This window comes from Arthrobacter sp. NamB2 (assembly GCF_005281365.1).
In the GTDB taxonomy this organism is placed as follows: Bacteria; Actinomycetota; Actinomycetes; order Actinomycetales; family Micrococcaceae; genus Arthrobacter_D.
Map to the genome: position 1 here is coordinate 406,332 of NZ_SZWI01000003.1, position 12,114 is coordinate 418,445.

At 69.3% G+C, this 12,114-nt stretch carries 9 protein-coding genes; 3 read left to right on the forward strand and 6 right to left on the reverse strand.

Translation table 11 applies throughout. From position 1 onward, the window contains the following. Window positions 1-36: 36 nt before the first annotated feature. Together FDK12_RS08340 and speB are read right to left on the reverse strand one after the other, a co-directional pair. Window positions 37-1,728: a thiamine pyrophosphate-binding protein gene (locus tag FDK12_RS08340; protein WP_137369137.1), complete on the reverse strand. Its 1,692-nt coding sequence runs from the start codon at window positions 1,726-1,728 to the stop codon at window positions 37-39. Then, the gene (gene speB / locus FDK12_RS08345; RefSeq protein WP_137369138.1) at window positions 1,729-2,736 is read right to left on the reverse strand and encodes an agmatinase; all 1,008 of its coding nucleotides are present in this window, start codon (window positions 2,734-2,736) and stop codon (window positions 1,729-1,731) included. A gap of 194 nt (window positions 2,737-2,930) precedes the next feature. On the opposite strand from speB, the gene FDK12_RS08350 reads away from it, so the two are divergent. Beyond that, entirely contained in the window at window positions 2,931-4,883 is a 1,953-nt protein-coding gene (locus FDK12_RS08350) for an amino acid transporter (protein WP_411266153.1), read from the forward strand. A 6-nt stretch (window positions 4,884-4,889) separates the two neighbouring features. On the opposite strand, the gene FDK12_RS08355 is transcribed toward FDK12_RS08350, so the two are convergent. After that, the gene (locus FDK12_RS08355) at window positions 4,890-5,468 is read right to left on the reverse strand and encodes a helix-turn-helix domain-containing protein (protein WP_104116930.1); all 579 of its coding nucleotides are present in this window, start codon (window positions 5,466-5,468) and stop codon (window positions 4,890-4,892) included. Window positions 5,469-5,684: 216 nt separating this feature from the next. On the opposite strand from FDK12_RS08355, the gene FDK12_RS08360 reads away from it, so the two are divergent. Further along, window positions 5,685-7,136 (forward strand): sodium:solute symporter, encoded by a 1,452-nt coding sequence (locus FDK12_RS08360; RefSeq protein ID WP_189636307.1) that lies wholly within the window; start codon window positions 5,685-5,687, stop codon window positions 7,134-7,136. 27 nt (window positions 7,137-7,163) lie between these two features. On the opposite strand, the gene FDK12_RS08365 is transcribed toward FDK12_RS08360, so the two are convergent. Beyond that, window positions 7,164-8,486: an AI-2E family transporter gene (locus FDK12_RS08365; RefSeq protein WP_137369140.1), complete on the reverse strand. Its 1,323-nt coding sequence runs from the start codon at window positions 8,484-8,486 to the stop codon at window positions 7,164-7,166. Continuing rightward, window positions 8,483-10,213 carry a long-chain-fatty-acid--CoA ligase gene (locus tag FDK12_RS08370; protein ID WP_137369141.1) on the reverse strand — a complete coding sequence of 577 codons (1,731 nt, stop codon included), beginning with the start codon at window positions 10,211-10,213 and terminating at the stop codon, window positions 8,483-8,485. Before FDK12_RS08370 ends, FDK12_RS08365 begins: the two co-directional genes overlap by 4 nt. A 308-nt stretch (window positions 10,214-10,521) precedes the next feature. On the opposite strand from FDK12_RS08370, the gene FDK12_RS08375 reads away from it, so the two are divergent. After that, window positions 10,522-11,619: a VIT1/CCC1 transporter family protein gene (locus FDK12_RS08375; RefSeq protein WP_223263173.1), complete on the forward strand. Its 1,098-nt coding sequence runs from the start codon at window positions 10,522-10,524 to the stop codon at window positions 11,617-11,619. Here FDK12_RS08375 and FDK12_RS08380 read toward each other — a convergent pair. Then, window positions 11,616-12,086 (reverse strand): SRPBCC family protein, encoded by a 471-nt coding sequence (locus FDK12_RS08380; RefSeq protein ID WP_137369143.1) that lies wholly within the window; start codon window positions 12,084-12,086, stop codon window positions 11,616-11,618. The two genes, FDK12_RS08375 and FDK12_RS08380, sit on opposite strands and share 4 nt — an antisense overlap. Between the last annotated feature and the right edge of the window lie 28 nt (window positions 12,087-12,114).

A 12,114-nucleotide genomic window follows, 5' to 3' on the forward strand; every position in this document is an offset into this window, starting at 1 on the left:
TGTCGACACTGTCACCCCACCGCAGAAAAAGGAAGCCTACTGATCAAGATGGGTGGGCGCGAACAGCCGGATGAGCGTCTCCACCACGACGACGTTGGGACCCTCCGCCGCCAGGCTCTCCCTCAGGGCCGTCCCGATGTCCTCCGGCGCCACGCGCCGAGCCGGCACACCGAAGGATTCCGCCAGCGCCACGAAGTCCGGCCGGGCGAGTTCCGTCGCCGTCGCCTTGCCGAAGGCACCCTCCATGTACTCGCGCAGGATCCCGTAGCCACCGTCGTCGACGATCAGCCAGGTGACAGGGATGTCGTGCTGCCGCGCAGTCGCCAGTTCGGCGATGGAATACATCGCGGAACCATCACCGGATACCGCGAGGACCCTGGCGGGCAGGCCCTCTGACTCGAGTCCGACGGACCCGCCGATCGCTCCGGGGAAACCGAAGCCCAACCCACCGGCGCCCTGGGCGGAGTGGAACTGGCCTGCACGCGCGTCCCAGCAGCTCCAGGCCCAGTAGGCCGAGATGGTCATGTCCCAGAACGTCTGCATGTCGTCCGGCACGGCCTCGCGGATGGCCTGCAGGAATGCGCGTTCCTTGCCGAGATCCTGGGCATCGAGCCTGGCGCCGACCCTGGCGAGCGTCTCTGCCACCAGTGCGGCGGCGTCGTAGCCGGGTTCCCGGCTACGCTCGAGCGGCTTGAGCGCTTCGTCGAGCGCGGCGAGCGCCTGGCCGGCGTCGGCCCGGATACCCAGGGCGGGACGGTTGGATTCGAGGACGCGCGGTTCCGCGTCGATCTGGATGATCCGCCCGCGTGGCTCCATCGTGAAGTAGTTGGAGGTCACCTCGCCGAGGGACGATCCGACCACCAGGAGGACGTCGGCGTCCTCGAGCACCTCGGTGACATGCCGATCCTCGACCCAGGACTGCAGGGACAGTTCGTGGGTCCAGGGGAACGCACCGTTTCCGCCGGGCGAGCACACGACCGGGGCTCCGAGCTTCTCGGCGATCGAGAGCAGCCACTTCTCCGCCCTGCCCCGCCGGGTGCCGCCGCCGGCCACGATCGCGGGCCGCTTCGAGTCCTTCAACCAGTTGACGGCCTCGCGTACGAGTTCGATCCGCGGCGGGTTGTCGAAGGGCTCGGCGAGCGCATCCTCCACCTCCGGGACCATCACGGGATCGAGGAGCACGTTCTGCGGCACCTCGACCCACACGGGACCCTGTGGGGAGGAGACGGCTTCGGTCCATGCGTCCTGGATGGCGGAGGGAATGCCGGAGGCGTGCTGGATGAGGCGCTGGCTCTTCGTGACGTTCGCCGCGGATGCCTTCTGGTCGTCGAGCTGGTGCAGCATGCCCTTGCGCCGGGCACCGAGCCCCTCGAGGGGGATCTGGCTCGCGACGACCACCATCGGCACACCGGTCGCGTAGGCCTCCTGCAACCCCGCGAGCGAGGTCAGGGCCCCGGGCCCCGTCGAGAGGAACAGGACGCCGACGTCGCCGGTCGCCCGCGAGAAGCCGTCGGCCGCGAACGCGGAGTTGTTCTCCACCCGTGACGAGACGAAGCGCAGATCAGAACGGGACAGGGCATCGAAGAGGCCCAGGGCGTGCTGCCCCGGGATGCCGAACACCGTCGTCGCGCCAAGGGCGGACAACGTCTCCACCACCAGGTCCCCGCCGTTCCGCTGGCCGCTCACGGGGATGGGTGGCGCGGACGCGGCGCCTGCGGTGATGTCCATCTACTTGTCCTCGGGGGTCGTGGCGCTGGTGGAGGGGTCGGGCGTGAGGGTGTCTGCCATCAGCGTCACGAGATCGTAGGCGACATGCGATGCCGCGACGCCCGTGAGCTCGGCATGGTCGTAGGCGGGGGCCACCTCGACGACGTCGGCGCCCACGAGGTTCAGGCCGCGCAGTCCGCGCAGGATCTCGAGCAGTTCGCGGCTCGTGATGCCACCCGCCTCCGGCGTGCCGGTGCCCGGGGCGTGTGCCGGGTCGAGGACGTCGATGTCCACCGAGACGTAGAGGGGACGGTTCCCGATACGGGTGCGCAGGGCGTCGACGACCTCGTCGACGCCCTGGCGGTAGACGTCGGAGGAGGTCACGATGCCGAACCCGAAACGGCGGTCGTCCTCGAGGTCCCGCACTCCGTACAGGGGCCCGCGCGTGCCGACGTGGGAGATGGCCTCGGTGTCGAGGATGCCCTCCTCGACGGCGCGGCGGAACGGAGTGCCGTGGGTGTATTCCGCGCCGAAGTATGTGTCCCAGGTGTCCAGGTGGGCGTCGAAATGCAGCATCGCAACGGGAGATCCTGCGCGTTCCGCTGCTGCGCGCAGGAGGGGCAGGGCGATGGTGTGGTCTCCGCCGAGGGTCACGAGGCGCGCACCGTCCGCTGTGAGGTCCAGGGCGTTCTGCTGCACCGTCTCGATCGCCTCGTTGATGTTGAAGGGATTGACGGCCATGTCCCCGGCGTCGGCCACCTGCACGCGCTCGAACGGCGAGACGTCGAGCGCCGGATTGTAGGGCCGCAGGAGGCGCGAGGCCTCGCGGATGTGGTTGCCGCCGAAGCGGGCTCCGGGCCGGTAGGACACACCCGAGTCGAAGGGCACGCCCACGACGGCGATGTCGGCTCGGTCCACCTGGTCGAGGCGCGGCAGGCGCGCGAAGGTGGCCGCTCCCGCGTAACGGGGGATGCGGGAGGAGTCGATGGGCCCCAGGTGGCCACCTCCCGTGACGCGCAGTTCTTCCACAGCTTTTTTCCCGTCCGGGCCCGCCAGAGCGAAGTTGCCCAATATGCATCAAAGGTTTTGCTCAAGGCTATTCGCGGGCGTGGAGCCGGTCAAGGATCAGGGCCGGTCCGAAGGGTTTCCAGCCGGCAAGAACGAGGCATCAAGGAAGCGTTAAGACGGGCAGTAGGCCCACCGGTGAGTCCTAGCGTGGTGCTGTGACTTCCTCCGTACGCATCCCGCCACGTGTCCCGACCCGGCAGCGGGGCAGCGAGCGCCTCGAGCGCTGGCTGCTCGACGAGTCCAGCCGGCCCACCGCCCACCAGCCCGAGCAGGATCGGACGCAGCCGTGGTGGAAGGTCATGTGCCTCACCGGCGTCGACTACTTCTCGACCCTCGGCTACCAGCCTGCCATCGCTGCCGCCGCGGCCGGTGTCCTCTCACCCCTCGCGACCCTCATCCTGGTCGCAGTGACACTCTTCGGCGCGCTCCCGGTCTACAAGCGTGTCGCCTCGGAGAGCCCCCGGGGTGAGGGCTCCATCGCGATGCTCGAGAAGCTGCTGCCGAAGTGGCGCGGCAAGATTTTCGTGTTGGTGCTCCTGGGCTTCGCCGCAACGAGCTTCCTGATCACGATGACCCTCTCCGCGGCCGACGCGAGTGCGCACCTGGTGGAGAACCCCTTCGCCCCGGCCTGGCTCCATGGCCAGGAAGTCCTCATCACGGTGGTGTTCCTCGGCCTTCTGTCCGCCGTCTTCCTGCGGGGTTTCCGCGAGGCCATCGGCATCGCAGTGGCCCTCGTCGCGGTGTTCCTCCTGCTCAACCTGATCGTCGTCGTCGTGTCCGCGGTGCAGATCGCCGGGCAGGGCGGACTCGTGGAGGATTGGTGGACGGCCCTCACCACGCAGCACGGCAACCCGCTCGTCATGGTGGGACTGGCCGTCCTGATCTTCCCGCGCCTCGCCCTCGGCCTCTCGGGCTTCGAGACCGGCGTCGTCGTCATGCCGCAGATCGACGGCAGGCCGGGAGACACCGAGCAGAACCCCGCGGGCCGGATCGCGGGCGCACACAAGCTCCTCACGTCGGCCGCCCTCATCATGAGCGGCTTCCTCATCACCTCCAGTTTCGTGACTACGCTGCTCATCCCCGCGGAAGCGTTCGAAGAGGGCGGCCCCGCCAACGGCCGCGCGCTGGCATACCTCGCGCACCTGTACCTGGGTGACGCGTTCGGGACGGTGTACGACCTCTCCACCGTCGGCATCCTCTGGTTCGCCGGGGCCTCCGCCATGACGGGCCTACTGAACCTGGTACCGCGGTACCTGCCGCGGTACGGGATGGCACCGGCCTGGGCGAAGGCCGTCCGCCCCCTCGTGCTGGTGATCACGCTGATCGCCATCCTCGTCACGTTCTTCTTCCGGGCCGACGTCGAGGCGCAGGGCGGCGCCTACGCCACCGGCGTCCTCGCCCTCATCACCTCCGCGTCGGTGGCTGTCACACTGTCGACACACCGCAAGCACCAGCGCGGCAGGACCCTCGGGTTCGGCGTCGCGACCGCCGTCTTCGTCCTGACGACGGCGGTCAATATGATCGAAAGGCCGGACGGCCTCAAGATCGCCACGTGCTTCATCCTCGGTATCATCGCCATCTCGTTCATCTCCCGTTCCCGGCGGGCGTTCGAGCTGCGGGCGACGAGCATCCGGATGGACGAGGTGGCGCTGTCCTTCGTCAGCTCACAGGACGACGGCGACATCCTGCTGATCGCCCACGAACCGAAGCGGCTCTCGAGCTCGGCCTACCGCCACAAGCTCCAGCACGCGTGCGCGGTCTCCCACTTCCCGGCCCCGGCCAGACCCCTGTTCATCGAGGTGACCGTCGACGACTCGTCCGACTTCGAGACCGAGTTGCAGGTCCGCGGTGTCGTGCGCCATGGCTACCGAGTCCTCGAGGTGCACAGTTCCAACGTGCCGAACACCATCGCAGCGGTCATGCTGCACATCCGCGACATCACCGGGCTCATGCCGCACGTGTACTTCGGCTGGACCGAGGGCGATCCGGTCGCGAACCTCTTCAAGTTCCTGTTCACGGGCGAGGGTGAGATCGCCCCGGTGACGCGCGAGGTCCTGCGGGCCGCGGAGCCGGACGTCACCAGGCGACCCTGGGTGCACGTCGGCTGAGCGCCCCTACTTGCCGGAGGCGGCGGGCACGAGGGTCCACAGGACGACGGCCTCGCGCCCGTCCGGGTTGAGCCACGTGTGCGGCTCGCGGCCCGGAAAGGTCACCGTGTCCCCCGCCTCGAGCTCGTAGCGGTCATTGGAGAAGACGAGCACGAAGCGGCCCTCGACGACGTGCAGGGTCTCCACCTCGCAGTCCACCGAGTAGAGCTCGTCCTCACCACGGCCGTATGGTTCGACGACGGCGCGGATCATTTGCAGGCGCCGCTCGGACCGGGCCGTGACGAGCCGCTCGTTGATGCCCTGCCCACCGAGGCTGATGCGTGGCGCTTCGGCCAGGCGCGTCAGGTGCGTCTCCGGCACCAGGAAGAGGTCCCCGATGGAGATCGAGAGCACCTGGCACAGCGTCACGAGCGATGCGACGGACGGGGACGTGAGGTCCCTCTCCACGCGACTGAGGAAGCCCTTGGTGAGGCCTGTCGACTCCGCGACCTGTTCGATGGTCATGCGCTGCGACTGTCGCGCCGCTCGGATGCGTGATCCGATGGCGACCGGCGCATTGGTCGGCTCGACGGGCAGGGCTTTCATGGTTGTCCTCTCTCACGGCGTCCCGCGAAAGCCTATCCGTCACAGGGCGAATATCGGGTCGTCACATGAGCTTGCCATGATTGACCCGTGACGCCGGTCACCAGTAGCTTACGGAGCAACAATAGTTGCCTGGCAAACATCCAAGCCCGGGCGCGGACCAGAGGATTCTTCGTGCAAGCACTCAACATAGCCATCGTGGTGGCGTATCTCGTCGCCATGCTCGGCTTCGGGTGGTGGGGCAAGTCCCGCACCCGGAACGCCAGCGACTACCTGGTCGCCGGCCGGCGCCTCGGCCCGTTCCTGTACACCGGGACCATGGCCGCCGTCGTCCTCGGCGGTGCTTCGACGGTCGGCGGAGTGGGCCTCGGCTACCAGTACGGCATCTCCGGGATGTGGCTCGTCGTCGCCATCGGTACCGGCGTGCTCCTGCTCAGCCTGCTGTTCGCGCCCACGATCCAGAGACTGAAGATCTACACGGTGTCCCAGATGCTGTCCGTGCGGTACGGCCACCGGGCCACCCGGGTATCGGGCATCGTCATGCTGGCCTACACGCTCATGCTGTGCGCGACGTCCACCGGCGCCTACGCGACCATCTTCGTCGTGCTCTTCGGCTGGGACCGCGCACTGTCCATCGCGGTCGGTGGCGTGATCGTCCTGATCTACTCCACGATCGGCGGAATGTGGTCCATCACGCTGGCCGACATGGCGCAGTTCATCATCAAGACCATCGGCGTCTTCGCCCTCATGCTCCCCTTCTCGCTCGCAGCAGCCGGCGGCTTCGACGGGATCGCCGAGCGAGCGGGCGACGAGTTCTTCAGCATCACGGGCATCGGCGCCCAGAGCATCATCACGTACTTCGTCGTCTACACGCTCGGACTGCTGATCGGCCAGGACATCTGGCAGCGCGTCTTCACCTCGCGGACGCCCGAGATCGCCCGCTGGGGCGGTTCGGCGGCCGGGATCTACTGCATCCTCTACGGCGTCGCCGGAGCCGTCATCGGCATGAGTGCAAGCGTGATCCTTCCCGCGATCGAGTCACGCGACGACGTCTACGCGGACGTCGCCCTCAACGTGCTCCCGATCGGCGTCGGCGGCCTCGTCCTCGCGGCGGCCGTCGCTGCCATGATGTCGACGGCTTCCGGTGCCCTGATCGCCGCGGCCACCGTCGCCCGGACCGACGTCGTCCCCTTCGTCGCCGGCTGGTTCGGCCGCGGCACGGAGGAGCGTGAGGCGTCCGACGACGGCGTGGCGTCGAGCCGCTGGTGGGTCCTCGGCCTCGGAGTCGTCACCATCGCCCTCGCCGTCGTCGTGCAGGACGTCGTGGCAGCCCTGACGATCGCCTACGACATCCTCGTGGGCGGCCTTCTCGTCGCGATCCTCGGCGGCCTCGTCTGGCGCCGCGGCAACGGCATTGGAGCGGGGGCGTCCATGGCCGCGGGCACGCTGGTCACGCTCGGCACCATGGCGTACCTCGAGGCGACGGCCGAGAACCAATACGACGGCGTCTACGCGAACGAGCCGATCTACGCCGGCCTGCTCGCGTCCGCGCTGGTGTACGTCGTCGTGTCCGTCGCGACCCGGCCCACGGACGGCGCCGTCATGGCCGCCTGGGACCTCCGCGTCGCCGGCGAGGTACCGGACGACGTCCCCGCCCGGGCGGGGCACTGACCCCGACCGCCGGCCCGGCGAGCGCCGTCAGCGCTCCGTGACGGACGAGCCTCCCGTGCGGGGGTCGCGGTCGTCCTCACGGGCGCTGTCACCTTCGACCCGGCGCTCCTGGGTGCCGGGTCGGTCCACTGCTTCCTCGACGGCCACGGCAGCCGCAGCCAACGCGGCGTCCTGCTCCTCCTTCGGCGTCGAGCTGAGCCCGTGGCCGGTCTCGTCGAGCGCAGTCTGCCTCTCCGCCGCGGCCACCTCCTCGTCGGTGATGCTTTCGTCGCTCTCCTGGTTCCAGGCCTTGATGGCGGCCCAGGTCACGGCGGCGACCGGCACGGAGAGGATCGCGCCGATGATGCCCGCCAGGATGGTGCCGGCCGTCAGTGCGACCAGGATCACGAGGGCGTGGACCTGCAACGTGCGGCCCATGACCACGGGCTGCAGGAAGTTCCCCTCGAGCTGGTTCACCACGACGACGGCGATGATCACCATGAGCGCCACGAACGGGCCGTTCGCCACGAGGGCGATCAGGGCCGCGAGGACGCCCGCCAGCGTCGCGCCGACGAGCGGGATGAACGCGCCGATGAACACGATCGCGGCCAGCGGGAGCGCGAGCGGCACCCCCAGGAAGAACAGGGCGAGCCCGATGAAGACCGAGTCGACGAGTGCCACGATGGCTGTGCCCCGCACGTAGCCGCCGAGGACCGCCATGCTGTTGTAGCCCACGCGGCGGGCCTTGACGAGTCGCTTGCCCTTGAACGCGCGGAGCATGAAGGCCCAGATCTTCTCGCCGTCCTTGAGGAAGAAGAACAGGATGACCACCATGAGCAGCGCACCGGCGAAGAAGTTGCCCGCCGCACTGAGGCCCGAGATAGCACCCGCACCGGCGGTACTGCTGGTGGCGAAGTCGATCACCCAGTCCCGCGCCTGCTGGATCTGGGCGTCGTCGATCGGGATCGGGCCGTTCTGAGCGAAGGCGTAGAGCTTGTCGAATCCCTCCGTGGCACTCGATGCGAGTTCATCCGCCTGTCCGACGACGGCGAAGACGATACCGGTGATCAGCCCACCGAAGACCAGGAGGAGCAGCAGGAAGGAGACTGTGGTGGCCGTGGTCGGTCCCCAGCCCTTGCGCCGCAACCAGTTGACGAAAGGTCCGATCGCGGCCGCGAGGATGAGCGCCAGGAGCATCGGGATCACCACGAGCCGCACCTGGATGAGCGCATAGACGGCCACGACCGCCAGCACCAGGAGCAGGAGCACCTGGGCGGCGCGGATGCTGGCGGTCCCGAGGCTGTCACGCCACGGGCCCTTGTGGGCGGCGGAGGCCTCCGCCCGGATGTTCGTCTGCGGGAGATGGGTCATCGACTGTCACCTTTTCCTTCGGCACCGAGGCCGTCGTTGAGCAATTGCGTGCGCACCTCGCGCCGCAGGACCTTGCCGATCAGGGAGCGGGGAAGGTCCTCCGCCTGCACGATGACGCGGGGGACCTTGTAGGCGGCGAGCGCTTCGCGACAGTGGGAGCGCAGGCCCTCGACGTCGAGGGTCGCGCCGGGAGCGAGGACGACGACGGCGGCGACGTCCTCGCCTCCGCCCTCGCGGGGCAACCCGACGACGGCCGCGTCCGCGACGCCGGGGTACGTCCGCAGGGTGTCCTCCACCTCCGAGGGCGCGACGTTGAAGCCACCTGTGATGATGAGTTCCTTGATCCGGTCGACGATCGTGATGAAGCAGTCCTCGTCCATGCGGACGATGTCGCCCGTGCGGAACCACCCGCCGTCGAGCAGTGCCGCGTGCGTCTCGTCCGGTTTCCGCCAGTACCCCTGGAACACCTGCGGTCCGCGGATGAGCAACTCCCCCGCCTCACCCGGTTCCCGGTCCCGGTCGGTGTCCTCGGGGTCGACGATGCGGACGTCGGTACCGGGGAACGGGACCCCGACGGTGCCGGGGCGCCGCGTCGGTCCGATGGGGTTGCCGGCCGCGACGGGCGACGTCTCGGTCAGCCCGTAGCCCTCGATCAGATAGCCGCCCGTCGCCGCCTCCCAGGTCCGCACCGTCGACTGTGGCAGGTTCATCGCGCCGGAGATGGCGAAGCGGATGCTGCTGAGGTCGGCACCTCGCTCCGCAGCGCCTGCCGCGAGCCGCTCGTAGATGGGCGGCACCGCGGGCAGGAAGGTCGGCGGGCTCTTCCTCGCGGCATCGAGGACGAGTCCGACGTCGAACCGCGGGAACAGGACGAGCTTCGCGCCGATGCTCAGCGCGAAGGTTAGGCACAGCGTGAGTCCGTAGGCGTGGAACATCGGCAGGACGGCGTAGACCGTCTCGCGTCCGGCTTCGAGGCCCGGCACCCAGGCGCGCCCCTGGGCCGCGTTCGCGAGCAGGTTCCGGTGCGTGAGGATGGCGCCCTTCGGAACGCCCGTGGTACCGCTGGTGTACTGCAGGACCGCGGTGTCCTCCGGAGCAGGCCGCGGGTGACGTCGTGGCAGCGGCCTGTGATGGACCAGCGCGCGCCAGCCCACGACCTTCCGCGGACCGGTCAGCTTCTCGGTCGTCGTCAGCGCCGCCCGGGCCTCCCGGGCCGCGCGCACCGGGAGCTTCAGCGCCAGCCGGCGGGAGCGCGGCATCGCGCTGACGAGGTCCACCGCCACGATCGCCGTCACCGGGATATCGGCGGGCAATCGCTGGACGCGCGGCACGACGCGGTCCCACACGATGGCGACCTTCGCCCCGTGGTCCTCGAACTGGTGCCTGAGCTCACGGTCCGTGTACAGCGGGTTGTGCTCGACGACGATGGCGCCGAGGCGGAGCACGGCATGGAACGCGACGATGTGCTGCGGGCAGTTCGGAAGCACGAGCGCCACGCGGTCGCCCGCCACCACGCCGAGTGCGCGCAGGCCGGCCGCCGCCCGCGCCACGGCGTCGCCGAGCTCCCGGTAGCTCGTCGACGCCCCGAAGAACTCCAGGGCGCCTCCCCTGCCGTAGGACGCGACCGATGCGTCGAACAGGTCCGACAGCGTGCCCTCGGGCACGTCGAAGGTGGGGGACACACCGGGCGCGTAGCTCTCGACCCACGGTCGGGCTTGCAAATCCATAAGCCTGCTTTCTGTTATCCGTTCGACTGTATCGCGGGTCGCTCGGTCGCGGTACTCGACGCACGGGCACGGGTGGTCGCTGAACCAGGGCCATCGACGCGATCCGGTAGGATAGTACGTCGAAGGGGAGTAGCTCCGCGTCCACAGGACGTGCGGCCTGTCGACATACTGGCGCCACCGGCGCCCGGCAATCCACCGGTTCCACCGGCGAGCGAGACCTTCGGCCGACTGAACGCCTCTGCGTCGCGGCCGAGGCCCTCCGCTTCGGACCACGGCGTGCAGTGGCACCGACCACCCGGAGCAGCCCCGTGACACCCCCCGAGCAGTCCCCCTCCCGTGACGACATCAGACGCTGGCGACAGTACCTCGCCGATGAGCGGGCGGAAGCGTCCACCTATCGGGACCTTGCGCGGCGCAGGAAGGGGGAGGAGCGTGAGATCCTCCTCGGTCTCGCGGACGCCGAGGGACGCCACGAAGCGCACTGGCTCGCACTCCTCGGCGAGGACGAAGGCAGACCCCTCAGGCCCTCCCTCCGCAACAGGATGCTCGGACTGCTCGCCCGGCGCTTCGGGTCGGTCTTCGTGCTGGCCCTCGCACAGCGAGCGGAGAGCCGCTCCCCCTACGCGACGGATCCCTCGGCGACCAGCGCGATGGTGGCCGACGAGCAGATCCACGAGGAGGTGGTGCGCGGTCTTGCGACCCGCGGCCGCAACCGGCTGTCCGGCAATTTCCGGGCTGCCGTCTTCGGCGCGAACGACGGACTGGTCAGCAATCTCGCGCTGATCATGGGCATCGGTGCCACGGGGGTCTCCACCTCGTTCATCCTCTTCAGCGGGCTCGCCGGACTGCTCGCCGGAGCCCTCTCGATGGGAGCGGGTGAGTACGTGTCCGTCCGCTCGCAACGGGAGCTGCTGTCCGCGACGCGCCCCACCCAGATCACCCTGACCGCCGCGAAGGAACTGGACATCGCCGCCAACGAGCTGGTGCTCGTCTATCGCGCCAGGGGCATGACGCCGGCGGCTGCCGAGCACCGGGCCGCCGAGCGGCTCGGCCTGTACAGCTGCGACTGCGACCCGAGCTTCTCCCTCCAGCCGGAGGAGGACGACGCCGTCGACGAGCACGAGACCGTGGGCACCGGGCTGGGAGCAGCTGCTTCGAGCTTCTGCTTCTTCGCCTCGGGCGCCATCATCCCGGTACTCCCCTACCTCCTCGGACTCAGCGGCACGGCGGCCGTCGTCGTCGCCTGTGTCCTGGTGGGCCTGGCGCTGCTGGCCACCGGCGCCGTCGTCGGGCTGCTGTCCGGCGCGTCCCCGCTGCGGCTCGCGCTGCGGCAGCTGGCCATCGGTCTCGGCGCGGCCGCCGCGACCTATCTCCTCGGCCTGCTGTTCGGCACCTCGGTGGCCTAGCCGGCGCCGCCCTGCTGCAGGACGTAGGCCTCGAGCTTCGCGAGGGTCTCCTCGATACTGTCAGGGTGCCGTCGCGTGAAGCCCATGAGCCGGAAGACGATCCTCCACGGCACGGCGCGGCCGTCCCATTCCTCGCGGACCAGGGTCCCGTTCCCGCGGGGCTCGAGGGTGTAGCGCCAGACATGCGCGGAGAAGTGACGCCAGGCGATCCGGCGGCCCTCCTCGAACTCCACCACGCGGTTGAGGATCCTGTAGGGGGCACCGATCCTCATCTCCATGCCGAACGTCGCCCCTGCCGACAGCCGGGCAGGACCCCTCGGCTGCTCTCCGCGCACGGTGCCGGAGCCGTCGATCACGCTGTGCAGGGCGGGTGTCGCCAGCACCTCGAAGATGCGCTCGGCGGGCGCCCGGATGAGCCGTTCCCGCGCGATGAGGTATGCCGAGGCCGTGCCGGACCTACCGGTCATGCCGCCGTCCTTCCCGGTTCTGCCGTCC

Bases quoted from the DNA above. Each gene is read 5' to 3' on its own strand.
- FDK12_RS08340 (WP_137369137.1), bottom strand. From the start codon at position 1,728: ATGGACATCACCGCAGGCGCCGCGTCCGCGCCACCCATCCCCGTGAGC.
- FDK12_RS08355 (WP_104116930.1), bottom strand. From the start codon at position 5,468: ATGAAAGCCCTGCCCGTCGAGCCGACCAATGCGCCGGTCGCCATCGGA.
- FDK12_RS08360 (WP_189636307.1), top strand. From the start codon at position 5,685: ATGCTCGGCTTCGGGTGGTGGGGCAAGTCCCGCACCCGGAACGCCAGC.
- FDK12_RS08365 (WP_137369140.1), bottom strand. From the start codon at position 8,486: ATGACCCATCTCCCGCAGACGAACATCCGGGCGGAGGCCTCCGCCGCC.
- FDK12_RS08370 (WP_137369141.1), bottom strand. From the start codon at position 10,213: ATGGATTTGCAAGCCCGACCGTGGGTCGAGAGCTACGCGCCCGGTGTG.
- FDK12_RS08380 (WP_137369143.1), bottom strand. From the start codon at position 12,086: ATGACCGGTAGGTCCGGCACGGCCTCGGCATACCTCATCGCGCGGGAA.